Genomic DNA, 23,261 nt, shown 5'->3' with positions numbered 1-23,261 from the left:
CTAGCACGCCTTTTCCGGCTTTGCTACCGTCGCGCCAGCGCCAATATGCGCGAGGTCAGCTCGTCCTGATCATAGGGCTTGGCGAGGAAGGGCGCGCCGCAGAGCGCCTCTGGCAATTGCCGCTGCAGATAGCCCGACAGCACGAAGAAGGGCAGCTTCCTGGCGCGCAGCGCGTCGGCGACGCTGGCGCTGCTGGAGCCGCGCAGATTGGCGTCGAGGATCACGCCGTCTATGTCCTCGTCCTCGATCAGCTTCAGCGCCTCGTCGACCGAGCTCGCCGTTCCGCCGATCTCATATCCGACCTCCTCCACGACGAAGCAGAGATCGGCGGCGATCGCCGGCTCGTCCTCGACGACGAGAATGCGGATCGGTTCGTTTCCGCTCATCTAATCCTCTCCCTGCGGGGGCTCGATCACATTGTCGAGCGGCGCGCTCACCTTCCAGACGACGCCGGTCGGCGCATAATCGAGCGTCACTCGTCCGCCGAGCGCATGCTTGGCCATTTGCAGAATCACCATATGGCCGAAGCCATGGCGCTTGGGCGCGACGACGCTCGGCCCGCCGCTCTCGCGCCACTCCATCTCGAAATGCGGCTCGCCGCCCTCGCTCGTCACGCCGAACGCGATGCGCACCACGCCCTTGTCGGTGGAGAGCGCGCCATATTTGCCGGCGTTGGTGGCCAGCTCGTGCAGGGCCATGCCGATGGCCTGGCTCGCCGCCGGCTTCACGATCGTCGTCGGCCCCTCGATGCGGATGCGCGAGCCGAACAAATCGTCGAAATGGGCGAGCTGCGAGCGCGTCAACGCATGCAGCTCGACGCCGCGCCATTCGTTCTGCACCAAGAGATCATGGCTCGCGCCGAGCGCCGCGATGCGTTGATCGAAGCGCTGCGCGAAGGCGATGGGCGAATCCCGCCGCGCCGTCTGGCGCGCCACCGCGCGCACGACCGTCAGCAGATTTTTGGCGCGATGGGTGACCTCGCGCAGCAGCAGCTCGACGCGTTCCTGCGCCTGCTTGCGTTCGGTGATGTCCTGAATGGTGCTGCGCAATCCGACGATCGCGTCGCGCTCGTCGCGCACCGCCTCGCCGCGAATGGTGACATGAATGGCGGCTCCGTCGGCGCGATGGGCGGGAAGGTCGAGCTCGAAGCTTTCGCCGGTGCGCAACGTCTCGCGCGTCGCGGCGTCGAGCCGCTCCCAATCGGCGGGGGCGTAGAGCCTGCCCTTCTGCTCGGAGAAGCTCGGCGGCGGCGCGTCGGGATCGAGGCCGAAGATGTGCGCCAGATAGGGCGAGGCGCCGCCGCGGTCGTCATGGCGTCCGCTCCAGCGCCAGCTGCCGATGCGGCCGAGCCGCTGCGCCTCGCGCAGCTCCGCCTCTGTGCGCCGCAGCGCCAGCTCGCGCACGCGGATCTCCTCGGCGCGCTCGCGCTCCGCCGCATAGGCGCGCGCGTCGGTCATGGAGGAGGCGATCTTGGCGGCGACGCGATCGAGAAAATAGGCATAGGCGGCGTCGAGCCGCTTGAACGGATTGACGGCGGCGATCAGCGCCGCCGCGGCGCGATCCTGGCCGAGCAGCACGATGGGAAACAGCACGGCCTCGTCCGCCGCCGCGGACCAGGGGCCGCAGGGCGTCTCGCCGAAGCGCGCGTCGATGGCGCGGATGGCGACGCGGCCGGGGGTGAGCCGGGCGACCTCGGCGAGGCCCCATATGTCGCCGCGGATCGGATCGGGATCGCCGAGCGGAATGCGAAGCGGGGCGACGGATCCGCCCGGCCGCACGCCGGTCGCGGCCATCAGCTCCGCCTCGCCGCGGCTCTCGTCGAAACGATAGATCGCCGAGAAGGGGAGGTCGTAGCCATTGACGGCGAGCACGCTGGCGGCGAGGCGGCAGGCCTCGCCCTCGTTCTCGGCGCGGCTCAGCGCGGCGAGGTCGCGCAGCGTGCGCAGCCGCCGCTCGCCGATGACGCGGTCGGTGGTCTCCACCACCGGGCAGAAGACCCCGCCTATGGTTCCGTCGTCGTCGGGAATGGGGCTGTAGGAGAAGGTGAAATAGCCCTCGTCGCGGCGGCCGTTGCGCATCATGTGCAGCTGCAGGTCTTCCGAGCGCGTCGGGACGCCGTCGGTGAGCGCGCCCTGCAGCATGGGGCCGATCACGTCCCAGATTTCCGGCCACACCTCGCGCGCCGGCCGGCCGAGCGCGCGCGGATGCTTGTCGGCGAGCAGGCCGTGATAGGCGTCGTTATAGAGCAGGCAGAGCTCGCCGCCCCAGAAGAGCGCGATGGGAAAGGCGCTGTTGAGGCAGATTTCCAGCGCGACGCGCAGGCGATTCGGCCAGGTTTGCGGCAGGCCGAGCGGCGATTTCGCCCAATTGGCGGCGGCGATCGCCGCAGCGGTCTCGCTGTCTCCGAAGAAGAACCGTCCGGATCGCCTCTCCGCGACGTTGATCCAGGCTGCGCCGGCTGTCACTTTCGACGACCCACAACTCTAGCAGCGCCAGCTCCCGACATCACATATCGAGCCGCGGTTTCGCCGAATCAAGCCTCGGGCGGCGAAACGCGCCGCTGGCCCTTCGGCGCGCCCTGGTGTAGCAATCGGCCGCGACCGCGAGGGATCATGAGCGAAGCCGAGGAAAAAAAGGGACTCTTCTCGCGCCTGTTCGGCCGTGGAGGAGCGCCCGCCGCAGAAGCCGGCGCCGATCGCCCGAAGAAGCGCTCCTGGTGGGAGCGGCTGACCGGGGGGCTGTCGCGCTCCTCGCAGGCCATCGTCCAGGGCATTTCCGATCTCTTCAGCAAGCGCAAGCTCGATGCGCTGACGCTCGAGGAGCTCGAGGACGTGCTGATCCGCGCCGATCTCGGCGTCGCCGCGGCGCAGCGCATCGCCGCCAAGGTCGGCGCCGCGCGCTATGAGAAGACGATCGGTCCGGACGAGGTGCGCGCCATTCTGGCGGAGGAGGTCGAGCGCTCGCTCGAGCCCGTCGCGCGTCCCTTCGAGATCGACGAGACGCAGAAGCCGTTCATCGTGCTCGTCGTCGGCGTCAACGGCTCCGGCAAGACGACGACGATCGCCAAGCTCGCCGCCAAATGGACCGGCGAGGGCAAGAAGGTGATGCTCGCCGCCGGCGACACTTTCCGCGCCGCCGCCGTGGAGCAGCTCCGAATCTGGGGCGAAAGGCTCGACTCGCCCGTATGTTATGCGCCGGAGGGCGCCGACGCCGCCGGCCTCGCCTTCGATGCGATCAAATCCGCGCGCGAGCGCGGCTCCGATATTCTGCTGATGGACACGGCCGGCCGCCTCCAAAACCGCGCCGAGCTGATGGCCGAGCTGGCCAAGATCGTGCGCGTGATGAAAAAGGCCGAGCCCAGCTCGCCGCACGCCGTTCTCCTGGTGCTGGACGCGACCGTCGGCCAGAACGCCATCGCCCAGGTCGACGTTTTCGGCAAGACGGCGGGCGTCACCGGCCTGGTGATGACCAAGCTGGACGGCACCGCGCGCGGCGGCATTCTGGTGGCGATCGCCGAGACCTACGGCCTTCCGATCCACTTCATCGGCGTCGGCGAAGGCTCCGACGATCTCGAGCCCTTCACCGCGCGCGATTTCGCCCGCGCCATCGCCGGGCTCGAATCCGACGGCGAAACAAGCGATCAGACGACATGACCGAAGACACTGCGGCGCCCACCAAGAGACGCCTTCACCCGGGACTGAAATTCGCGCTGGAGATGGGGCCGCTGGTCCTGTTCTTCGTCGTCAATCAGAAGTTCGGCATCTTCCAGGCGACGGCGGCGCTCATGGTCGCTGTGGTGGCGACGCTCGCCGTCTCCTATGCCATCACCCGCCATTTGCCGACCATGCCCATGGTCACGGCGGTCTTCGTGCTCGTCTTCGGCTCGCTGACCTTCTTTCTGCAGGACGAGAATTTCATCAAGCTGAAGGTGACGCTGCTCTACGCTCTGTTCGGCTCGGCGCTGCTCGGCGCGCTGTGGTTCGACAAGCTGCTCTTGCCGGCGGTGTTCGAATCCGCCTTTCGGCTGGACGACGCCGGCTGGCGCAAGCTCACCTGGCGCTGGGCGTTTTTCTTCTTCTTTCTCGCCGTGCTCAATGAATTCGTGCGGCGCAGCGTGGCGACCGACGTCTGGGTGGATTTCAAGGTCTTCGGCATATTGCCGCTGACCTTGCTCTTCGCTTTCGCGCAAATCCCGCTGATGATGCGCCACGAGCAGAAGGACGACGGCGCCGAGGAGCCGGACAGCCACTTCTGAGCGCTCGAGAGCGCGGGGTTTCCTTTCATTCTCGTCCGGCGCGTTTCGTGTGATTTCGCACAGGCGCCCGCCGGCGGCGGCGCTAGATGTCATGGCGCTCGCCGCCTCCGCGGCCGTTCTGACGCGAAGAAGTCCCGCCATGACCGAGTTCATCCAGCTCTTCGCCGCTCTGGTGGCCGCGATCGTCGTCGGCGCCGTTTTCTCGCTCATCGACGCCGACGCCGCCATCGCCTCGGCGCCGGTCGGCGCGGGGGCTATCCATTCGGTGATCTGCGGCGGCGGCTGGTGCGGCTGAGGGTCGCCGCGCACGCTCCGCAAAATCGCTTCTTTCTGTGCTAGCCGGGATGCGATCTCGATTCAGGAGCGCATTCTCATGGCCGTAGAAGAAGTGCTTTCGCCGCTCGCCCGTCCTTTCAGCCGTCGTGTCCTGCTCGGCTCGCTCGCCGCAATGACGGCGGGGGGCGCCGCCTTCCGCTCGGCGCGGGCGCAGGAGAGCGGCCTCTTTCCGATCCTGGCCGACGATGGCGCGCCGATCGCCAATTATCGTCTGCCCTCGGACGTCTCGCCCGCCGATCTGCCCGGCCTGCTCTGGCATGGGCCGGCGACCGCGGATGTGGTCGTGTTCGAGTTCTTCGACTATAATTGCCCCTATTGTCGCAAGGCCGCGGTCGATCTCGATGCGCTCGTGACCAAGGACAAGAATGTGCGGCTCGGCCTCGCGGACAACGCCGTGCTCGGCCTCGGCTCCTTTCTGACCGCGCGGGTGAAGCAGGCGGTGCTGCGCCTCTATGGCCCGGAGCGCGCCTATCAGTTCCACAAGCAATTATTCGCGCATCGCGGCGCCAATGACGGAATCTCCGCTCTCGCTGTCGCCCGAGCGATGGGCCTCGACACCTCTAAAATCGAGGAATCGGCGAATTCGGAGATGATCGGCGGCATTGTGAAACGCCATGTCCAGCTCGCCGCCGATCTCGGCTTCGCCGCCTCGCCGTCCTTCGCGCTGAGCTCGGTCGGCATCCTCGGCTATCCCGGCCCCAAATCGATGGCGCGGCTGATCGCCGCGAGCCGCAAATGCGACGCGCCGGTCTGCGGCTGACGTTCACGGCCGAGTGGATCGGCGCAAATCCGAGCGAGGGCGACGAATATGAAACATGCGTTGATGATCGCGCTGATGGTCCTCGCGTCGGGCCTCGGCTGGCGAGCCATGGCGGAGCCGGCGGATTATTACAAGGATCAGAAGGTCGTCTATCACAATGACGGCGGCGGTCCGGACAATGCCGCCTATTTCAAGCGAATGCTCAATTCGATCAAGAACCACATAGAGGCGGTCGGCGAGCGTCATGTCGAAATCCGCGTCGTCGATCATGCGGGCGGCGTCGAATTGTTTCAGCTCGCCAATGCGGACAAGGAGCTCGCCGCGCGTCTCGATGCGCTGAAGGCGCAGGGCGTGCGCTTCCTCGTCTGCGCCAACACGCTGCGCGAGCGCAATATCGATCGGCGCACGCTCTATGGCGTGGCCGAGAGCGACATTGTTCCGAGCGGCGTCGCCGAGCTGGCGCGCCTCCAGGCGCTGGGCTTCGTCTATATCCATCTGTGAGCGGAGCCGGGCGGGGCGGGGCGGCCCGCTTCGGAAGCGGGCCGGACTCGACTTTCACGGCGATCTCCCGCAGTTTGCGGGGCCCCGATCCCGTATCGGAACGACGCGCCGAGACGATTGCATGACCCTTCGAACCATTTCCATCTCGCTCGCCACCGAAGATATTTCCCGCTCCGTGAAATTCTATGTCGAGGAGCTGGGTTTCGTCTGCCTGCTCAAATTGGAGAGCTTTGCGCGCGTGCGCTCCGGCGCGGCGGACATCATGCTCGCCTCGCCCAATGCGCATCATCCCTGGCAGGGACCGCGTTTCACCGGGGCGATCTATCTCGGCGTCGACAATGTCGACGAATTATGGGAGCGGCTGAAGGATCGCGTCCGCGTCGTCTATCCGCTCGCGACGATGGATTACGGCGTGCGCGAGTTCGGCCTTTTGGACGACAGCGGCTATCAGCTCTCGCTGGCGCAGCCGGTCGCCGGCTGAGGCGAGAGAGGCTCGCGTCAGACCGGCTCTTCCGCGTCTATCGCATAGGCGGCGAGCCGGCGGTCGTGAACGCCGAGCGCGTCCCAGGCGTCCCGCCATCGGCGCAGATGGTCGGATTGGAAATGCGTGGTCAGCGCCGCGCGGCTCTCCCATATCTCGGTCACGCGAATGAGCCCGGGCTTCCAGCACGTCTTCCGCATAGGAATAGGCGCGGCAGCCCGGCTCCGCGCGGCTCGCGCGGATCATCGCCGCCATCGCCGGCCGCGCCCGCTCGAGCGCGCCCGGCGGGATTCGAATGGTTCCGACGATCGAAATTCGCTTCTGCGGCATGTCGCCTCCGACTTCTCCTCCGCGAGGCGGCGTCGCATCATTGAAACAAACGCCGTGCAGTGATTATATTTCATCGCGCCGGCGTCGCCGGTCATTGCGTGAGTGGCTTTTTTTCCGCTTCGTTCCGGGAGCTCTCCCATGAAGCTCGCATCCTACAATCTCGAAAATCTCTTCCTGCGCGCCCATGCGCTCAATGGCGAGAGCTGGTCCGACGGCAAGAAGGCGCTGGAGGCGCAGGCCGAGCTCTCCGCCATTCTCGGCAAGCCGGTCTACACCGCCGCCGACAAGAAGAAGATCCTCGCGCTGCTCGGCGTGTTGAAGCTCGACAAATCCGACGACGGCGGCCCTTTCGCGATTTTGCGCCAGAATCGCGGCCATCTGGTCAAGCGCGCCAAGACCGGGACGGAGATCGTCGCCGGCGGCCGCAATGATTGGATCGGCTGGGTCGAGCTGAAACGCGAGGAGGTGAATGAGGAGGCGACGCGCAACACGGCGCGCGTCATCATCGATGTCGACGCCGATGTGCTCGGCGTCATCGAGGCGGAGAGCCGGCCGGCGCTGGTGCGCTTCAACGACAATATCGTCAAGGCGGAGGGCGGAAAGCCCTACGCCCACGCCATGCTCATCGACGGCAATGACGATCGCGGCATCGATGTCGGGCTCTATGCGCGCGCGGGCTATGAGATTGTCGCCATTCACAGCCATGTCGACGACGCCGACAAGACCGGCCGCATCTTCAGCCGCGATTGCGCGCATTATGAAATCCGCACGCCCAAGGGCCATACGCTGCATCTCTTGATCAATCACTTCAAGAGCAAGGGCTTCGGCTCGCAGACGACCTCCAACGCCAAGCGCGAGCGGCAGGCGGCGCGGGTGAAGGAAATTTACGACGCGCTGCGCAAGAGCGCGGATCACGTCGCCGTCATCGGCGATTTCAACGACACGCCGGACGGCGCGCCGCTGGCGCCGCTGCTGCATCAGACCGATTTGAAGGATATCAGCGAGCACGCCGCTTTCGACGATGGCGGCAGGCCGGGCACTTTCGCCGCCGGCACCGCGTCCAACAAGATCGACTATATTCTTCTGTCGCCGGCGCTCTTCGCCGCGGCGAAGGGCGGCGGCATTTTCCGCAAGGGCGTGTGGGGCGGCAAGAACGGGACGCTCTTCCCGCATTATCCGGAGATCACCAAGGCCTCGGAGGCCGCCTCCGATCATGCGGCGATCTTCGCCGAGATCGACGTGTAGCGGTCTGCTCTGGAGAAGCGAGCCTTCAGGCTCGCTCTTTTAAGACCCTTCAGCCTATCTGCCCCACTCGCGCTGATGCAGCTCCAAGTCCAGATGACGCAGGAATTTCGCATCCGGCAGCGCGCGCAGCGCATTTTCGATGCGATCGACATCGGCGCCGTCGACATCGGCCGCGAACAGGACCATCAAGCCGCCGTCGCCGCTTTCGACGATCACATCCTCGAGGCGTGAGACATCGCCGCCGCGCTCGCCCTTGACCACGGCGAAATCGAAGACGATCCGCAGGTCGGGCGACAGCAAGATGATCGGCTCCAGGCTTTCGAGCTCCGCCTGCGGAGCCTCATGGGCGAGCCGATAGGCGAATTCCGGATCGCCGGCCGCGACGACGGCGCGCTGGAGGTCCTCGCTCCAGCCTTGCTCGCGCAATCGACAGAGCGCTTCGACGAGAGACAGGGGGTCGGCGCGCAGCGCCATCGCTTGCGACATAGGCGGGGAGCCCTCCTCTTTTGTTCCGCGCGACGGAACGCTGTCTCGAGTTTCCTACAGAATGTCGCCCCCGAGGCCATCCGGCAAGCCTGTCCGGGCAAGCCTGTCCGCTGGCAAGCCTGTCCGCCGGCGACGGGGGAGGCGGCGTCGGCGTGGCTGTTACCGCTTCGTCAACCATAAAGAATGCTTCAGATTTACGATTAAAATTCAGGGTTTATTCTTGCCACTGTCCAGTTAGAGCAAGATGTTCGCGCCGCCGCTTTCCGGCGACGCGGGGGGCAGTGCGTTCCATGTCCAGAGTTCCTTATTTCGTCGCCGTCCTTCTCACTTCCGCGATCGGGACCGCCGTCGCCGCCCCGCGCGTGATCACCGGCATCGGCGAGCACGAGGCCGGCCGGCTGTTTCCGGTCGAGCAGCAGGCTGCCGAGCCGGCTCTCGTCGAGCCGCCGCCGGCCCCTGTCCAGCCGCCGCCGGCGCCCGCCTATGTTGCGCCGCGGCCGGCGCCGCAGCCGCGCATCGTCGCGGCGCGCGCCGAGCCCCCGGTCGCGCCCGGCGCCTATGGCGGCGGCTTCATCGAATTGCTCGTCACCGGCCAGACGCCTTCGCCGCAGCCGCAACGGCGCTATGCCGCGCTCGGCGCGCCGCCGGCCAATGTCCAGCGCCAGATCGATCCCGCCTTCTTCCGCACCGAGGTCGATTACGACGGCTCCGAGCGCGCCGGCACGATCGTCATCGATTCGGAGAATAAATTTCTCTATCTCGTGCAGGCGAGCGGTCGGGCGCTGCGATATGGCATCGGCGTCGGCCGGCCGGGCTTCACCTGGGCCGGCGTCAAGGCGATTTCCCGCAAGGCCGAATGGCCGGATTGGACGCCGCCCGGCGAGATGCTGTCCCGAAGGCCCGATCTGCCGCGTCACATGGAGGGCGGGCCGGCCAATCCGCTCGGCGCGCGGGCCATGTATCTCGGCTCCTCGCTCTACCGCATCCACGGCACCAACGAGCCCTACACGATCGGCCAGAACGTCTCCTCGGGCTGCATCCGCATGATGAACGACGACGTCGTCGACCTCTACGACCGCGTCCATGTGGGGACCAAAGTGGTGGTTCGTTGACTCTGGCGAGCGATCGCCGGTGGCGGAGCGGCGGCCGCGCGCCTATCTCTCGGGACGCGCGGACGGTTGCAAAACAACCGGCTTCGGGCGATAGCTTGCCATGTGTTTTCCTCGAAAGGGCCCGATTCTTGCCCAGCCTCATCCGTTTTCTGGTCATTGTCGGCGTGCTCGCGGCTCTCGGCTATGCGGGGATGCTGGCGCTCGTGGCCTATGTCTCGCCGCAGCCGCGCGAAATGACGCAGACGATCGCTCCACAGCGCCTCAACAAGTGAGACTTTCATGGGCGACGGCAAGCGCCATCCGCTGATCGCCGCCTTTCTGGACATGCTGGCCGCCGAGCGCGGCGCCGCGCGCAACACGCTCGACGCCTATCGTCGCGACCTCGCGGATTATTTCGCTTTTCTCGCAAAGGCCGGCGCCGATCCGCTGCGCGTCGGAACGGACGGCCTGCGCGACTATCTCGCGGCGCTGGAGGCGCGCGGCATGACCGGCGCGACCGCCGCGCGGCGGCTCTCGGCGCTGAAGCAATTCCATAAATTCCTCTATGTCGATCGCTATCGCGTCGACGATCCGGCCGCGCCGCTCGAGGGCCCGCGCCGGCATCGCAGCGCGCCGGATATTCTCTCGGTCGACGAGGTCACGCGCCTCATCGACACGGCGCGGGAGGGGATCGACGACGAGGCGCGTCCGCTCGGCGAACGTATGCGCGCCGCGCGTCTCTACGCCGCGCTCGAGACTCTCTACGCCAGCGGCCTGCGCGTGTCGGAGCTCGTCTCTCTGCCGGCGAGCGCGGCGCGCGCGCGCGAGCCTTTCGTCACCGTGCGCGGCAAGGGCGCGAAAGAGCGGCTCGTCCCGCTCTCGGAGCAGGCGCGGGCGGCGCTGAACGTCTATCGCGCGCTGCTCGCGAAGCAGTCGCCGGGCCTCGCGACGTCGCCCTTCCTGTTTCCGTCCGACGCGGCGGAGGGGCATCTCACGCGCCAGGCCTTCGCGCGCGATCTCAAAAGCGCGGCCGCCGCGGCAGGGCTGCCGTCTCGCGACATCAGCCCGCACGGGCTGCGCCACGCCTTCGCCAGCCATCTGCTGCAAAATGGCGCGGACCTGCGCGTCGTGCAGGAATTGCTCGGCCACGCCGACATCTCGACGACGCAGATCTACACGCATGTGCTGGACGAGCGCATCCGCGCCATGGTGCGGGACCTGCATCCGCTCGGCGACTGATTTGGCGTCGCAGCGGTTCATTCACCACGAAGACAGGCGCCACCAAGACAGGCGCCACGAAGACAGGAAGCGCTCACCCGTGGCGCTCGACGAAATCCCCGATCGCGGCGATCGTCGGCGCGTCGAGCAGCAGCGGCGCATGGCCCTGGCCGGGCACGGTCAGCCGCTCGAGCAGCGGATGGCCGTCGCCCATCGCCGCGAAAGTCTCGACGGAGAGCAGGTCCGAATTGCCGCCGCGGATGACGAGCGTCGGAATGGCGGCCATGGCCTTCCATTCGTCGTGGAACAGGATCGGCCCGCTGTCGGGCCCGACCTCGTCCAGCGTGTGGGAGAGCGCCGGATCATAGCAGAGCTGGAGCCGACCATCGGTCTCGACGAAGGTGCTCCGCGCCCATTCCTCCCATTCCGGCTGGGTGAGGCTGCCGAATTGCGCACCGGCGACGAGCTTCAGCGCGGCCAGCGCGATCGCCATCGAGGCGGAGCCAGGCTGGCGACCGACATAGCCCTTTATGCGCCGCAGCCCGCCGACATCGATGACCGGGCCTATGTCATTGAGGACCACGGCGCGCAAAATCTCCGGCTGGCGCGCGGCGAGGCGCATCAGGTGAATGCCGCCGCGCGAGGTGCCGACGAAAACCGCCGAGGCGACGTCGGCCGCCGCCAGCGTCGCCAGAATATCGGCCTCCTCGACGTCCAGGCTGTAGCGTGTCCAGTCGGCGTCCCAGTCCGAGAGGCCGCGGCCGCGATAGTCGAGCGCCAGCACACGCCGGCCGCGCCGCGCGAGCGCCTGCGCCAAAGCGTCGAAATCCAGCGCCGTGCGCGTGAGCCCGGCGAGGCAGACGACGGGAATGGCGCCGCTGTCGCTCGCCGGCCGATAATCGACATAGTGCAGCCGCAGCCCGTCCGGCGCGGCGAGAAAGCGGCTTTCGCGCCGCACGCTATGCTGATCCATGCGCGCCCTCGGTTTCGGCTCCTCGCCCGCGCGGGCGGCCGCTCGCCGGATATAGGCGCCGCGGCGCCGGAATGTCTTCCCCGGCGCGGTCGGCGCCTAGAAATTCTCCGGCTTCGTCGGCGGCCGCGCATTCTGCCGCTATTTCGCGCAGGAGCCGAGCCTGCTTCTGCGCCACTCAGCCTTGATGCGCGCGGCGTTTCTCAATAATTTGCGCTTTGCCGCTTTTCGAAACGGCAAAGACGCGTTTCGAGCGAGCAGATCGTCGCGCCGCCCGTGAATCGAGCGGGCGCGCTTTCCGAACAAGACTGGCGGCGCATCTGCGCCCCGACGCCCCAGGGGCTCGAATGTCCGTCCTCATCGACACGAACACCAAGGTCATCTGTCAAGGATTTACCGGCAAGACCGGCACGTTTCACTCGGAGCAGGCGGTGCGCTATGGAACGCGCATGGTCGGCGGCGTCTCGCCCGGCAAGGGCGGCTCCACCCACCTCGACCTGCCCGTCTTCGATACGGTGGCGCAAGCGCGGGAGCGGACCGGCGCCGACGCTTCGGTCATCTATGTGCCGCCGCCGGGCGCGGCCGACGCCATTTGCGAGGCGATCGACGCCGAGATCCCGCTCATCGTCGCCATCACCGAGGGCGTTCCGGTCCATGACATGATCCGCGTCAAGCGCGCGCTGTCGGGCTCCAAATCGCGCCTCATCGGGCCCAATTGCCCGGGCGTCGTCACCGCCGGCGAGTGCAAGATCGGCATCATGCCGGGCAATATCTTCAGCCGCGGCTCCGTTGGCGTCGTCTCGCGCTCCGGCACGCTGACCTATGAGGCCGTGTTCCAGACGACCCGCGAGGGATTGGGCCAGACCAGCGCCGTCGGAATCGGCGGCGATCCGGTCAAGGGAACCGACTTCATCGAGGTGCTGGAGTTGTTTCTGGCCGACGCCGCCACCAAATCCATCATCATGATCGGCGAGATCGGCGGCTCCGCCGAAGAAGACGCGGCCCAGTTCTTGAAGGACGAGGCCAAGCGGGGCCGCAGCAAGCCGATGGTGGGCTTCATCGCGGGCCGCACCGCCCCTCCCGGGCGGCGCATGGGTCACGCCGGGGCGATCGTCTCCGGCGGCAAAGGCGACGCCGAGAGCAAGATCGCCGCGATGGAATCGGCCGGGATCGTCGTCTCGCCGTCTCCGGCGCGGCTCGGCAAGACATTGGTCGAAACGCTGAACCGCTGAGGCTCGGCAATGCGCGTCGGCGAATCGCCGGCGCGCTCCCCGGAAAAATGAGCGCAGAGCGAAATCTTTAAAGAATTGTCAAAATGATTTCGCTCAACTTCGAGAAAGTTCTGCGCTCCGGAGACTGAACAGTATGGCGCGTCTCGAGACCAATAGCGGATCGGCGGGCGGCGAAAGACAGCCCTCGCCGCGTGGGAACGCTTCTGTTCAGAACTCGCTTCTGCAGAGCGTCGACGCGCGATACCTCGAACATCTGCTCGCGGCCTATGAGGCCGACCCCGCCGCGGTCGGCCCGGCTTGGCGCGACTATTTCGCGAGCCTCGGCGCGGAAGCGGCCGGCGGCTCGACCAATCGTCCGGCGAGCGGCCCGTCCTGGGCGCGCGCCGGCTGGCCGGCCACGCCGACGGATGAGCTGGTCGCCGCGCTCGGCGGCGAGACGCAGGAAAGCGCCGAGGCGGCGGGCAAATCGACTTCGGGCAAGTCTTCTTCGGTCAAGTCTTCGGCGGACAAGTCTGCGGGCGAGCGCGCGCCTTCGGCCGAGGAGATCCAGCGCGCCGCGCGAGACAGCGTGCGCGCGCTGATGATGATCCGCGCCTACCGCATGCGCGGCCATTTGCACGCCAATCTCGATCCGCTCGGCCTCGAGCAGCGCCACGACCATGGCGAGCTGCATCCCGAGACCTATGGCTTCACCGATGAGGATTACGATCGCAAGATCTTCATCGACGGCGTGATGGGCATGAAATACGCCAGCGTCTTCGAGATGGTGGCGATCCTGCGCCGCACTTACTGCGGCCCCATCGGCTATGAGTTCATGCATATCTCCAATCCGGAGGAGAAGGCCTGGATTCAAGCCCGCATCGAAGGTCCGAAGAAGGAGATCGTCTTCACCGACGAGGGCAAGAAGGCGATTCTGCGCAAGCTCGTCGAGGCGGAGGGCTTCGAGAAATTTTTGGACGTGAAATACACCGGCACCAAGCGTTTCGGTCTCGACGGCTCGGAGTCGATCATCCCGGCGCTGGAGCAGATCATCAAGCGCGGCGGCGCGCTGGGCGCCAAGGAGATCGTGCTCGGCATGGCGCATCGCGGCCGGCTGAACATTCTCTGCCAGGTGATGGCCAAGCCGCATCGCGCTCTGTTCCACGAGTTCAAGGGCGGCTCCTTCCTGCCGGACGAGGTCGAAGGCTCGGGCGACGTCAAATATCACCTCGGCGCCTCTTCCGATCGCGAGTTCGACAATAACAAGGTGCATCTCTCGCTCACCGCCAATCCGTCGCATCTCGAGATCGTCGATCCGGTCGTGCTCGGCAAGGTGCGCGCCAAGCAGGATCAATATCGCTGCCTGGACGATGAGCGGCGCGTGGTGATGCCGCTGCTGATCCATGGCGACGCGGCCTTCGCCGGCCAGGGCGTCGTGGCGGAATGTCTTGGCTTGTCGGGGCTGAAGGGCCATCGCACCGGCGGCTCGGTGCATTTCATCATCAATAATCAGATCGGCTTCACCACCTATCCGCGCTATTCGCGCTCCTCGCCCTATCCGTCCGATGTGGCGAAGATGGTCGAGGCGCCGATCTTCCATGTGAATGGCGACGATCCGGAGGCGGTCGTCTACGCCGCGCGCATCGCGACGGAGTTTCGTCAGCAGTTCCAGAAGCCCGTCGTCATCGACATGTGGTGCTACCGCCGCTTCGGCCATAATGAGGGCGACGAGCCGGCTTTCACTCAGCCGCTGATGTATAAGAAGATCCGCGCGCATAAGTCGACGCTGGAGCTCTATAGCGAGAGGCTGATCGCCGAAGGGCTGCTGACGCGCGAGGATGTCGACGCGATCAAGAACGAATGGCGCCAGCGGCTCGAGCAGGAGCTCGAATCCTCGCAATCCTACAAGCCCAATAAGGCGGATTGGCTCGACGGACGCTGGGCGGGCGTGAAGCCCGGCTATCAATCCTCCGAGGATGAGCGGCGCGGCAAGACCGGCGTGCCGGTGGAGACCTTGCGCCGCATCGGCATGGAGCTGACGCAGACGCCGGAGAATTTCCACATTCACCGGACGATCCAGCGTTTCCTCGACGCGCGCCGGGCGTCGATCACCAGCGGCGTCGGCATCGATTGGGCGACGGCGGAGGCGCTGGCCTTCGGCACGCTGCTGGCGGAAGGCTATAATATCCGCCTCTCCGGCCAGGACAGCGAGCGCGGCACCTTCTCGCAGCGCCATTCGGTGCTGATCGATCAGGAGGACGAATCCCGCTATCTGCCGCTCGACCATGTCGGCGTGGGGCAGGGGCGTTTCGAGGTCATCAATTCGATGCTCTCGGAAGAGGCGGTGCTCGGCTTCGAATATGGCTATTCGCTCGCCGAGCCGCGCTCGCTGGTTCTGTGGGAGGCGCAATTCGGCGATTTCGCCAATGGCGCGCAAGTGGTTTTCGACCAGTTCCTCTCCGCCGGCGAGCGCAAATGGCTGCGCATGTCGGGCCTCGTCTGCCTGCTGCCGCATGGCTACGAGGGGCAGGGGCCGGAGCATTCCTCGGCGCGGCTCGAGCGCTATCTGCAGCTCTGCGCGGAGGATAATCTGCAAGTCGCCAATTGCTCGACGCCGGCCAATTTCTTCCATATTCTGCGTCGGCAATTGCATCGCGACATTCGCAAGCCGCTGGTGCTGATGACGCCGAAGTCGCTGCTGCGCCACAAGCGCGGCGTGTCGCGTCTCGACGAGATGGGCGAGGGGACGATGTTCCATCGCTTCATCTCCGACGACGCCGAATTGCAGCCCTCGGAAAAATTCCGCCTCGTTCCCGACGATAAGATCGCGCGTGTGATCCTGTGCTCTGGCAAGGTCTATTACGATCTCTTCGAGGAGCGCGAGTCGCGCGGCGCCGATGATGTCTATCTGCTGCGCGTCGAGCAGCTCTATCCCTTCCCGCTGAAGGGGCTGGTGACGATGATGTCGCGCTTCAAGCAGGCCGATGTCTTCTGGTGCCAGGAGGAGCCCAAGAATATGGGCGCCTGGTCCTTCGTCGAGCCCTATCTCGAATGGGTGCTGACCCAGGTCGGCGGCAAGACCAAACGCGCCCGCTATATCGGCCGGCCGGCTTCGGCCTCGACGGCGGCGGGAACAATGTCCAAGCATCAGGCGCAGCTGCGGGCCTTCCTCGACGAGGCCTTCACGACGCGCATTTCTCTGGCGGCGGAGTGATCATGACGGAAATCCGCGTTCCCACGCTCGGGGAATCGGTGAGCGAGGCGACGATCGGCCGCTGGTTCAAGAAGCCCGGCGACGCCGTCGCCGTCGATGAGGCGCTCGTCGAGCTCGAGACCGACAAGGTCACGCTCGAGGTGAATGCGCCCGCCGCCGGCGTGCTGACCGATGTGATCGCCAAGGACGGCGAGACGGTCACGCCCGGCGCGCTGCTCGGCCAGATCGCCGAAGGCGCCGCCGCGCCGCGCGCCGCCCCCGCGGCGGCCATCGTCGCGCCGCCGCCTGCCGCGGCCGCGTCGATCGCGGCTCCTCTCGCCGAGGCGTCGGCTCGTCCGCCGGCGCCGTCCGCCGCCAAGATCGCGAAAGAGCAGGGCGTCGATCTCTCCGGCGTGCTGGGCTCCGGCAAGCAGGGGCAGGTGCTCAAGGGCGACGTGCTGGCGATCGCGGCGCGGCCTGCGCCCGTAGCGCCCGCGCCGGTGAGCGCCCCGCCGGCTGCGCCGCGCCCGGCCGCCCCGCCGGCCGACGCCGAGCGCGAGGAGCGGGTGCGCATGTCGCGCCTGCGCCAGACCATCGCCAAGCGCCTGAAGGAAGCGCAATCCAACGCCGCCATGCTGACGACCTTCAACGAGGTCGACATGTCGTCGGTGATGGCGCTGCGCAATCGCTACAAGGATTTGTTCGAGAAGAAGCATCAGGTGAAGCTCGGCTTCATGGGCTTCTTCGTGAAGGCCTGCTGCAAGGCGCTGGAGGAGGTGCCGGCCGTCAACGCCGAGATCGACGGCGCCGATGTCATCTATAAGCATTATTGTCACATCGGCGTCGCCGTGGGCACGGAGAAGGGCCTCGTCGTGCCGGTGGTGCGCGACGCCGACCGCATGAGCGTCGCCGAGATCGAGAAGGCGATCGGCGATTTCGGCAAGAAGGCGCGTGAGGGACGGCTCGATCTCGACGATCTCACCGGCGGCACTTTCACCATCTCCAATGGCGGCGTCTATGGCTCGCTGATGTCGACGCCCATTCTCAACGCCCCGCAATCGGGCATATTGGGCATGCATAAGATCGAGGAGCGGCCGGTCGTCGTCGCGGGCAAGATCGAGATCCGCCCCATGATGTATCTCGCCCTCTCTTATGATCACCGCATCGTCGACGGCAAAGAGGCGGTCACTTTCCTGGTGAGAGTCAAGGAACAGCTCGAGGACCCGGCGCGTCTCGTGCTGGATTTGTGACGGTTTCACGAAAAAACGGGACGGCGCCCCTGAAAATCGGCCGCTGCGATGCACAGATATCTCTCGTGCTACGAAAGTAGGCGTCCGCCGAGCGGGTCGATACGACCGCCGAGGAGTGTGAGATGGAAGGCAAGACCGCGACCGAGAAGAGAGCCCATCTGCTGACCCAAGAGCAATTCGCGCATCTGGGCGACGGAGCCATCGCCTATGTGCGGACGATGCGTTCGGAGGACGTCAGCCGGCTCTATCCGCAGGCTCCGGCCATAGAGCCCGGCCTCACCTTGTTTGCGCTGCTCGGCGCGGACGGCACGCCGATCGTGCTCGCCGACACCGAAGAGGGCGCGCTCGCCAACGCCTGGCAGCAGCAGCTCCAGACTGTCAGCCTCCACTGAGGCTGACGGGCCGGCGAAATTCGGCTAAGCTATGCTCGTGACGCGCTGCGGCGCGGCTCCTATGGTCGAGGCTGGGAGATTTCTCATGAGCGACTCGCTGTTGGATCGAAGCAAGATCATGGTCGAGCCACAGACAGAAAGCGCGAAAGAGGGAACGGCCGGCCGCCGGCTGGAGCGACTTTTTCGTCCGATCCTCGGTTTCATCCGATCGATGGCCGATGGAGTCGAGCCGATAAGACCGCTCGAGGACGATATTCGGACGATGTCCGCCCAGGCGCGAAGACTGTCGAAATCGATGCAGGATTATGGCTCGGAGCTGCGCGGTTACGGAGCCTGGGCAAAAAAATTCTGAATTTCTCGTAGCCTAAAGTTTTGTCGGTTGATTTGATTTACGGAGCTGGCCGCTTTGTTCGGAGGCACGAAGGACACGCTGGCTCAGCTCGCGGCGCGGCTGGCGGAACTCTATAAGGAAATCGTCACGACCACGGTGCAATTCGACGAGCTGCGTCGATACACCAAGGAATCGCTCGACGAATTCAAGCGGCTGCTCGAGCGGCAGAGCGACAAGATCGATCGCATAGAGCGCGAGCGGATCACGGCCGAGGCCGAGTTGACCGCGAGAATCAGATTTCTGGAGGGCCGGCTGGACGTGTTGAGCGAAAAAGCGCTCCACATAGCCGTCGCTGACATCGCCGCAGGTCATGTGAAGCGAGGCGGGGACGGCGAGGCGCTCAAAAGGCTCGCCGACGGAGGATGAGGGCCGGTCCGGCGCCGAGATTGCTTCGCTCTTCCGAACTTGTAGCGATTCCGAGGAGGAAAACGGTATGGAAGAGCCGGTAAGCGAAATCTTCGCCGTTTGCCATGTGAACGACGTCGCAAAACGGCGGGCCGTCGGCTATGTGCTGGCCCGCGTCAATGACGAGGGCCAGACTGTGCCCTTCCCTGTCGTCATCGTTCGCCATGTCGGCAAATACTATGGCTACGTCAACCGCTGCCCGCATCAGGGCAGCCGGCTCGATTTCGAGCCGAAATCCTTCCTCGACCCGACGCAGCGCTTCCTGCTCTGCGGCAAGCATGGCGCGCAATTCGACATTCCGACCGGCGTCTGCAACGACGGCCCCTGTGTCGGCGCGCAGCTCGAGAAGGTCGGGGTGGTGATAGACGACAATGAGGTCTGCCTCGTCGGCGTCACCATAGCCGAGGAGGACGGCCTCGACCGCGAGGAGAACGACGTCTATCCGGAGGTCGTCATCACCGCGGACTGAGGCGGGAATGGCCCTCTCGTTTTCTCCTTTCCTGGACCTTTCTGGCCGGGCGGCGCCGTCCTAGACTGCGCTTGTCCGGAATCGTCCAGCGAGGAAACGATGAAGACCGCCTTGGCCATACGTCATGTCGCCTTCGAGGATCTCGGCAGCTTCGCCGAGCCGCTCGTCGAGGCCGGCTTCTCGATCCGCTATGTCGAGGCGGGGATGCAGGCGATCCCCGCCGAGGCGGCCGCCGCCGATCTTCTGATCGTGCTCGGCGGCCCGATCGGCGTCTATCAGACCGATGATTATCCCTTTCTGGCCGACGAGACGGCGCTCATTCGCGCGCGGATCGGGCGCGACGCGCCGACGTTCGGCGTTTGTCTCGGCGCTCAGCTGATGGCCGCGGCGCTCGGGGCCCGCGTCTATCCGGGCGGCGCCGGCAAGGAGATCGGCTTCGCGCCGATCACGCTGACCGACGCCGGACGCGCCGGCGCGCTCGCGGCGCTGGTCGAGCCCGAGGCGGATGTGCTGCACTGGCACGGCGATAGTTTCGATCTTCCAGACGGCGCCGTTCTGCTCGCATCTTCGGCGCTCTATGCGCATCAGGCCTTCGCCGTCGGGCGACGCGGCCTCGCGCTGCAATTTCATCCGGAAGCGGAGAAGGACAGCCTCGAGCGCTGGCTCATCGGCCATACGGCGGAGCTTTCGGCCGCAGGCGTCTCTCTGGCGGGGCTGCGCGCCGATGCGGCAGCCAAAGCGCCCGGCCTGCGCGAGCGCAGCCGGCGTTTCATTGCGCGCTGGCTCGCGGACGTCGCCGCATAGCGAGCGCCAAAAAAAAGCGCGGTCCACAGACGCCGGGAATGCGTCGGGACCGCGCGAGAACGACGCCGCCGGGCCGAGGCGGCGTCGCTATCTCCACAACGAGATCAGCCGCGAACCGAGACCTTGCGGAACGGGTTCTCGTGGTTCGTCGTGAACACATGGCCGAATTCGGTCTTGGTCCACTCGACGGCCTCGGCGGCCAGGAATTTCAGCGTCGTGATGGTGATGGGGAAATCCTTGGTGGCGGAGACGCTCGCCAGCTTGATTTCCGTATTGCCCGGGCCGACCGAGAGGTCGGCGACCGGCGTGCCGTCGGCCTTCGAGAGCCGCGCCCAGCCGGGGGTGCCGATGCCGGTGGCGACAACCGTGTTCTCGACGAACAGCGGCGCGGCGGCGCCATCGGCCGCATCCGGGCCGAAAGCGGGAGACTGGAAGGTGAAAGTCGCCATCACCTCGCTACGGGTGATCTTATGGTCCGCACCGATCGGACGTCCGGTCGAATACAGAACCAGTTTACCGCCGTCGAGCGCCGCCTTGATATCGTCGAGCGTCGCCGAAGCCAAAGCCTCCGCCAGTCTCATATCGCTTTCTCCACTTTGCGAAATGCACGCCGCTTTTGCGACAAAAGCGACATGCGGGACAGGTTCTCGCCCCGAGCGTCGCAATTGTCGTGCCGTGCGTCTCACAATTTGAGGAGATAGAAATCTTTTGTTCGACGGCGTCAGCCTCCGAACAATTTCTCGAAAATATTCTTTTCCTCGCGTGGCGGGCCGCGTCGCGGACGCGGCGGAGCCTGGTTGGGAATATCGGCCGGCGGCAGTAGCGCCTCGAGCCCATGGACCGAGCCGGGCGGGAGGTCTTCGTCGTCGTCGCGCGCCTGACGGCGGCGCGAGGGTTTCTGGGCTTCGGGCTCTGGATCGGAGGAGAACAGGTTGAGCAGCGGCGCGATGGGCGAGGCGCTCTCCGGGACGGCGGCCGAGCGCCAGGAGCCCGAGGGCAGGGCGGCGATCGGCACGCCCTGATGCGCCGCCTTCATGAAGCGGCTCCACACTTCGACCGGCAGATTGCCGCCGGAGACTTTCTTCGTCGGCGAATTGTCGTCATTGCCGAGCCAGACGCCGGCGACGAGATGCGGCGTGTAGCCGACGAACCAGGCGTCGCGGAAATCCTGGCTGGTGCCGGTCTTGCCGGCGGCGCGCCAGCCGGGCAGCTCCGCCTTGCGCCCCGTGCCGGTGGAGAGCGTCTCCTCCATCATGGAGTTCATCATCGCCACATATTGCGGCTCGATCACGCGGCCATTGCTAGAGCCTCTGCGCGCATAGAGCTGCTTGCCGCTGGCCGTGCGCACCTTGAGGATGATGTGCGGCTGCACGCCGACTCCGCCATTGGCGAAGGGGGCGTAAGCGGTCACCAGCTCCAGCGGCGTGACCTCCGAAGTTCCGAGCGCGATGGAGGCGTTGGGCTGCAGCTCGGAGGCGACGCCGAGCCGATGCGCGGTCTTGACCACCGTCTTTGGGCCCACCTCGAGGCCGACGCGAACCGCCACCGTGTTGAGCGACAGGGCGAGCGCCTTGGTCAGCGTGACGGGCCCGAAATATTCATGGCTGTAATTTTCCGGCTGCCAGCCCTTCACATTGATCGGGCCGTCCTCGCGCACCGTGTCGGGCGTCAGCCCGTGCTCGAGCCCGGCGAGATAGACGAAAGGCTTGAAGGCCGAGCCCGGCTGCCGCTTGGCCGAGACCGCGCGGTCGAACTGGCTCTCGGCGTAATTGCGGCCGCCGACCAGAGCGCGAATGGCGCCATTGGGGTCGAGCGCGACCAGCGCGCCCTGGCTGACGCCGAATTTGTCGCCCTTCTTGTCGAGCTCGTCGGCGATCGACTTTTCGCCGACCTCCTGGAGCTTGCGGTCCAGCGTCGTCGTGACGACGATGTCCTGATCGATGGCGCCGATGGTGTCGTCGAGCATGTCCATCACATAATCGGCGGCGTAATTGATGGACCCCGCGCCGCGTTCCCGCCGCGCGACGGCCGGGCGGCCGAGGGCGAGCTTGGCCATCGCTTCGGTGATATGGCCTTCCTGCGCCATCGCGGTGACGACCTGCGCCGCGCGCTCGGTCGCGCCTTCCGGATTGCGGTCCGGCGCGAGCTTGCTCGGCGCTTTCATCAGCCCGGCGAGAACGGCCGCCTCGGCCAGCGTCACCTGGTTCGCGCCATGGCCGAAATAGCGCTGCGCCGCCGCCTCCACGCCATAGGCGCCGGAGCCGAAATAGACGCGGTTGAGATAAAGCTCCAGGATCTGGTCCTTGGAATACTTATGTTCAAGCCAGAGCGCGAGAATCGCCTCCTGAATCTTGCGGGAGATCGTGCGTTCCTGCGTCAAAAACAGGTTCTTGGCGAGCTGCTGGGTCAGCGTCGAGCCGCCCTGCACGCCGCCGCGTCCGGTGACGTTGCGCGTCAGCGCCCGCACGATGCCGAGCGGGTCGATTCCGAAATGGGAATAAAAGCGGCGGTCCTCGATGGCGACGAAAGCCTTGGGCAAATAGGGCGGCAGTTCCGAAAGACGGACCGCCGCGCCGCCGGTGTCGCCGCGATTGGCCAAAAGCTCGCCGTCGGCGGCGAGGATGGCGATGTTGGGCGGACGCTTGGGGATGGCGAGCTGGTCGATCGGCGGCAGCTGCGAGCCGTAATAGACAAAAACCCCGCCGGCGCCGATGCCGCCCCAGAGGCCGAGCACGAGGGTCCAGTAAATCAGCCCGCCGAACAGGAAGCCGGAGCGGCCTTGCGCGTTTTTGCGCGCGCGCGCGGGTTTTTCCGCGCCTTCATGCGCGTTTTTGCGCGCGCCGCGTCGTTCGGCCCGAAGGTCGTCGCCCCGGTCGTCGTCGAAAGCCGGTTCGCGGCGTCTGTCGCTACGCGCCATCGGATCTCCTGCGGCCGTCCGCCGGGGCTGGGAAATTGATTGATAAAGCTTAACGCCGGCGTTTTAAGGGCGGGTTAAGGGTGGAAAGGCGGACGGGCCGTTGGTGCGGCCCCTACAATGTGGCGCCCGCGAATCGGCCTCACGGGATTTGGCGCCCGAGCCAGCATTGTTTTCCTGTTCCCGAAGCGACCGCGCATCGTCCGTAATCACTTGATTAGTCCACTGTAATTCCAGCGACGGCGGATTCAATTAAATCCGGTCGCGTGTGAGAAGCAAAAGCTAAACAATACTGATCCATAAACGAGGGCAGTCATAGATCCCGCCCGCCACTTATGCACAACTCCCGCCCGTCACGGCGCACGCCCCTCTTGCGCTAATCGTCTAGCCGCGCCAAAGTCCCGCCCCCGGCGTCCGGTTCGGAGCCGCCGTCCACAGAGGCCAACGGAATTTCCCTCCATGAAGGTCACGATCGAGAGAGCGGCGCTACTGCGGGCGCTTGGCCATGTTCACCGGGTGGTGGAGCGGCGCACGACGATTCCGATCCTCGCCAATGTGC

At 66.0% G+C, this 23,261-nt stretch carries 26 protein-coding genes; 19 read left to right on the top strand and 7 right to left on the bottom strand.

Going from position 1 to position 23,261, the window contains the following annotated elements; all coding sequences use genetic code 11:
• Nucleotides 1-23: 23 nt before the first annotated feature.
• Entirely contained in the window at nt 24-386 is a 363-nt protein-coding gene (locus VIF40_RS02625) for a response regulator (RefSeq protein ID WP_331935964.1), read from the bottom strand.
• Nucleotides 387-2,465, bottom strand: a complete 2,079-nt coding sequence (locus VIF40_RS02620; RefSeq protein WP_331935963.1) for a PAS domain-containing sensor histidine kinase — start codon at nt 2,463-2,465, stop codon at nt 387-389.
• A gap of 147 nt (nt 2,466-2,612) precedes the next feature.
• Between VIF40_RS02620 and ftsY the strand changes: the two genes are divergently transcribed.
• The 6 genes from ftsY to VIF40_RS02590 all read left to right on the top strand — a co-directional run bounded on the left by ftsY (nt 2,613) and on the right by VIF40_RS02590 (nt 6,333).
• Nucleotides 2,613-3,653, top strand: a complete 1,041-nt coding sequence (gene ftsY, locus VIF40_RS02615; RefSeq protein ID WP_331935962.1) for a signal recognition particle-docking protein FtsY — start codon at nt 2,613-2,615, stop codon at nt 3,651-3,653.
• Nucleotides 3,650-4,255, top strand: coding sequence for a septation protein A (locus tag VIF40_RS02610; protein ID WP_331935961.1), 606 nt, complete (start codon nt 3,650-3,652; stop codon nt 4,253-4,255). The genes ftsY and VIF40_RS02610 overlap by 4 nt, the downstream gene beginning before the upstream one ends.
• Nucleotides 4,256-4,394: 139 nt before the next feature.
• Nucleotides 4,395-4,550: a hypothetical protein gene (locus VIF40_RS02605; protein ID WP_331935960.1), complete on the top strand. Its 156-nt coding sequence runs from the start codon at nt 4,395-4,397 to the stop codon at nt 4,548-4,550.
• A 78-nt stretch (nt 4,551-4,628) separates the two neighbouring features.
• Nucleotides 4,629-5,351, top strand: coding sequence for a DsbA family protein (locus VIF40_RS02600; RefSeq protein ID WP_331935959.1), 723 nt, complete (start codon nt 4,629-4,631; stop codon nt 5,349-5,351).
• A 48-nt stretch (nt 5,352-5,399) separates the two neighbouring features.
• Complete coding sequence (locus VIF40_RS02595) at nt 5,400-5,852, top strand: DsrE family protein (protein ID WP_414684741.1); 453 nt, start codon at nt 5,400-5,402, stop codon at nt 5,850-5,852.
• 121 nt (nt 5,853-5,973) lie between these two features.
• Nucleotides 5,974-6,333 carry a VOC family protein gene (locus tag VIF40_RS02590; protein WP_331935958.1) on the top strand — a complete coding sequence of 120 codons (360 nt, stop codon included), beginning with the start codon at nt 5,974-5,976 and terminating at the stop codon, nt 6,331-6,333.
• Nucleotides 6,334-6,350: 17 nt separating this feature from the next.
• Here the strand turns inward: VIF40_RS02590 and VIF40_RS21400 are convergent, their stop codons facing one another.
• Nucleotides 6,351-6,497, bottom strand: a complete 147-nt coding sequence (locus VIF40_RS21400; protein WP_414684740.1) for a hypothetical protein — start codon at nt 6,495-6,497, stop codon at nt 6,351-6,353.
• Nucleotides 6,498-6,801: 304 nt separating this feature from the next.
• Between VIF40_RS21400 and VIF40_RS02580 the strand changes: the two genes are divergently transcribed.
• Nucleotides 6,802-7,908, top strand: coding sequence for an endonuclease/exonuclease/phosphatase family protein (locus VIF40_RS02580; RefSeq protein WP_331935957.1), 1,107 nt, complete (start codon nt 6,802-6,804; stop codon nt 7,906-7,908).
• Between the two features lie 54 nt (nt 7,909-7,962).
• Here the strand turns inward: VIF40_RS02580 and VIF40_RS02575 are convergent, their stop codons facing one another.
• Nucleotides 7,963-8,394, bottom strand: a complete 432-nt coding sequence (locus VIF40_RS02575) for a hypothetical protein (protein ID WP_331935956.1) — start codon at nt 8,392-8,394, stop codon at nt 7,963-7,965.
• Nucleotides 8,395-8,684: 290 nt separating this feature from the next.
• On the opposite strand from VIF40_RS02575, the gene VIF40_RS02570 reads away from it, so the two are divergent.
• The 3 genes from VIF40_RS02570 to VIF40_RS02560 all read left to right on the top strand — a co-directional run bounded on the left by VIF40_RS02570 (nt 8,685) and on the right by VIF40_RS02560 (nt 10,724).
• The gene (locus tag VIF40_RS02570; protein ID WP_331935955.1) at nt 8,685-9,506 is read left to right on the top strand and encodes a L,D-transpeptidase; all 822 of its coding nucleotides are present in this window, start codon (nt 8,685-8,687) and stop codon (nt 9,504-9,506) included.
• Between the two features lie 128 nt (nt 9,507-9,634).
• Nucleotides 9,635-9,778 (top strand): oxidoreductase, encoded by a 144-nt coding sequence (locus VIF40_RS02565; protein ID WP_331935954.1) that lies wholly within the window; start codon nt 9,635-9,637, stop codon nt 9,776-9,778.
• A 7-nt stretch (nt 9,779-9,785) separates the two neighbouring features.
• A complete protein-coding gene (locus tag VIF40_RS02560) occupies nt 9,786-10,724 on the top strand; it encodes a site-specific tyrosine recombinase XerD (RefSeq protein ID WP_331935953.1) in 939 nt (312 codons plus the stop codon).
• Between the two features lie 73 nt (nt 10,725-10,797).
• Here the strand turns inward: VIF40_RS02560 and VIF40_RS02555 are convergent, their stop codons facing one another.
• A complete protein-coding gene (locus tag VIF40_RS02555) occupies nt 10,798-11,676 on the bottom strand; it encodes an alpha/beta hydrolase (protein WP_331935952.1) in 879 nt (292 codons plus the stop codon).
• Nucleotides 11,677-12,020: 344 nt separating this feature from the next.
• Here VIF40_RS02555 and sucD point away from each other — a divergent pair, with 344 nt between their 5' ends.
• From sucD to VIF40_RS02515, 8 genes are all read left to right on the top strand, one after another.
• Nucleotides 12,021-12,905: a succinate--CoA ligase subunit alpha gene (gene sucD, locus VIF40_RS02550; RefSeq protein ID WP_331935951.1), complete on the top strand. Its 885-nt coding sequence runs from the start codon at nt 12,021-12,023 to the stop codon at nt 12,903-12,905.
• Nucleotides 12,906-13,038: 133 nt separating this feature from the next.
• Complete coding sequence (locus VIF40_RS02545) at nt 13,039-16,098, top strand: 2-oxoglutarate dehydrogenase E1 component (RefSeq protein ID WP_331935950.1); 3,060 nt, start codon at nt 13,039-13,041, stop codon at nt 16,096-16,098.
• Between the two features lie 2 nt (nt 16,099-16,100).
• On the top strand, nt 16,101-17,327 hold the full coding sequence (gene odhB, locus VIF40_RS02540) for a 2-oxoglutarate dehydrogenase complex dihydrolipoyllysine-residue succinyltransferase (protein ID WP_331935949.1): 1,227 nt from the start codon (nt 16,101-16,103) through the stop codon (nt 17,325-17,327).
• Between the two features lie 122 nt (nt 17,328-17,449).
• On the top strand, nt 17,450-17,719 hold the full coding sequence (locus VIF40_RS02535; protein WP_331935948.1) for a DUF1150 domain-containing protein: 270 nt from the start codon (nt 17,450-17,452) through the stop codon (nt 17,717-17,719).
• Nucleotides 17,720-17,804: 85 nt separating this feature from the next.
• Nucleotides 17,805-18,071 (top strand): hypothetical protein, encoded by a 267-nt coding sequence (locus VIF40_RS02530; RefSeq protein ID WP_331935947.1) that lies wholly within the window; start codon nt 17,805-17,807, stop codon nt 18,069-18,071.
• 54 nt (nt 18,072-18,125) lie between these two features.
• Entirely contained in the window at nt 18,126-18,476 is a 351-nt protein-coding gene (locus tag VIF40_RS02525; RefSeq protein WP_331935946.1) for a hypothetical protein, read from the top strand.
• 67 nt (nt 18,477-18,543) lie between these two features.
• Nucleotides 18,544-18,984: a Rieske (2Fe-2S) protein gene (locus VIF40_RS02520; RefSeq protein WP_331935945.1), complete on the top strand. Its 441-nt coding sequence runs from the start codon at nt 18,544-18,546 to the stop codon at nt 18,982-18,984.
• 99 nt (nt 18,985-19,083) lie between these two features.
• Nucleotides 19,084-19,788, top strand: a complete 705-nt coding sequence (locus tag VIF40_RS02515; RefSeq protein WP_331935944.1) for a glutamine amidotransferase — start codon at nt 19,084-19,086, stop codon at nt 19,786-19,788.
• A 104-nt stretch (nt 19,789-19,892) separates the two neighbouring features.
• Here VIF40_RS02515 and VIF40_RS02510 read toward each other — a convergent pair whose 3' ends face one another.
• A complete protein-coding gene (locus VIF40_RS02510) occupies nt 19,893-20,369 on the bottom strand; it encodes a hypothetical protein (protein WP_331935943.1) in 477 nt (158 codons plus the stop codon).
• A 140-nt stretch (nt 20,370-20,509) separates the two neighbouring features.
• Nucleotides 20,510-22,705 carry a penicillin-binding protein 1A gene (locus VIF40_RS02505; RefSeq protein ID WP_331935942.1) on the bottom strand — a complete coding sequence of 732 codons (2,196 nt, stop codon included), beginning with the start codon at nt 22,703-22,705 and terminating at the stop codon, nt 20,510-20,512.
• Between the two features lie 456 nt (nt 22,706-23,161).
• On the opposite strand from VIF40_RS02505, the gene VIF40_RS02500 reads away from it, so the two are divergent.
• Nucleotides 23,162-23,261 (top strand): hypothetical protein (locus VIF40_RS02500; protein WP_331936081.1); only part of this gene is annotated, 100 nt, incomplete at its 3' end.

Source organism: Methylosinus sp., assembly GCF_036560965.1.
Classification (GTDB): domain Bacteria; phylum Pseudomonadota; class Alphaproteobacteria; order Rhizobiales; family Beijerinckiaceae; genus Methylosinus.
The sequence above is the reverse complement of the archived record's forward strand: the minus strand, read 5'-3'. Positions and strand labels throughout refer to the sequence as shown.

Bases quoted from the DNA above. Each gene is read 5' to 3' on its own strand.
- VIF40_RS02515 (WP_331935944.1), top strand. From the start codon at position 19,084: ATGAAGACCGCCTTGGCCATACGTCATGTCGCCTTCGAGGATCTCGGC.
- VIF40_RS02555 (WP_331935952.1), bottom strand. From the start codon at position 11,676: ATGGATCAGCATAGCGTGCGGCGCGAAAGCCGCTTTCTCGCCGCGCCG.
- sucD (WP_331935951.1), top strand. From the start codon at position 12,021: ATGTCCGTCCTCATCGACACGAACACCAAGGTCATCTGTCAAGGATTT.
- VIF40_RS02590 (WP_331935958.1), top strand. From the start codon at position 5,974: ATGACCCTTCGAACCATTTCCATCTCGCTCGCCACCGAAGATATTTCC.
- VIF40_RS02580 (WP_331935957.1), top strand. From the start codon at position 6,802: ATGAAGCTCGCATCCTACAATCTCGAAAATCTCTTCCTGCGCGCCCAT.
- VIF40_RS02625 (WP_331935964.1), bottom strand. From the start codon at position 386: ATGAGCGGAAACGAACCGATCCGCATTCTCGTCGTCGAGGACGAGCCG.
- VIF40_RS02610 (WP_331935961.1), top strand. From the start codon at position 3,650: ATGACCGAAGACACTGCGGCGCCCACCAAGAGACGCCTTCACCCGGGA.
- VIF40_RS02505 (WP_331935942.1), bottom strand. From the start codon at position 22,705: ATGGCGCGTAGCGACAGACGCCGCGAACCGGCTTTCGACGACGACCGG.
- ftsY (WP_331935962.1), top strand. From the start codon at position 2,613: ATGAGCGAAGCCGAGGAAAAAAAGGGACTCTTCTCGCGCCTGTTCGGC.
- VIF40_RS02600 (WP_331935959.1), top strand. From the start codon at position 4,629: ATGGCCGTAGAAGAAGTGCTTTCGCCGCTCGCCCGTCCTTTCAGCCGT.
- VIF40_RS02560 (WP_331935953.1), top strand. From the start codon at position 9,786: ATGGGCGACGGCAAGCGCCATCCGCTGATCGCCGCCTTTCTGGACATG.
- VIF40_RS02595 (WP_414684741.1), top strand. From the start codon at position 5,400: ATGAAACATGCGTTGATGATCGCGCTGATGGTCCTCGCGTCGGGCCTC.
- VIF40_RS02535 (WP_331935948.1), top strand. From the start codon at position 17,450: ATGGAAGGCAAGACCGCGACCGAGAAGAGAGCCCATCTGCTGACCCAA.
- VIF40_RS02510 (WP_331935943.1), bottom strand. From the start codon at position 20,369: ATGAGACTGGCGGAGGCTTTGGCTTCGGCGACGCTCGACGATATCAAG.
- VIF40_RS02605 (WP_331935960.1), top strand. From the start codon at position 4,395: ATGACCGAGTTCATCCAGCTCTTCGCCGCTCTGGTGGCCGCGATCGTC.
- VIF40_RS02570 (WP_331935955.1), top strand. From the start codon at position 8,685: ATGTCCAGAGTTCCTTATTTCGTCGCCGTCCTTCTCACTTCCGCGATC.
- VIF40_RS02530 (WP_331935947.1), top strand. From the start codon at position 17,805: ATGAGCGACTCGCTGTTGGATCGAAGCAAGATCATGGTCGAGCCACAG.
- odhB (WP_331935949.1), top strand. From the start codon at position 16,101: ATGACGGAAATCCGCGTTCCCACGCTCGGGGAATCGGTGAGCGAGGCG.
- VIF40_RS02545 (WP_331935950.1), top strand. From the start codon at position 13,039: ATGGCGCGTCTCGAGACCAATAGCGGATCGGCGGGCGGCGAAAGACAG.
- VIF40_RS02575 (WP_331935956.1), bottom strand. From the start codon at position 8,394: ATGTCGCAAGCGATGGCGCTGCGCGCCGACCCCCTGTCTCTCGTCGAA.
- VIF40_RS02520 (WP_331935945.1), top strand. From the start codon at position 18,544: ATGGAAGAGCCGGTAAGCGAAATCTTCGCCGTTTGCCATGTGAACGAC.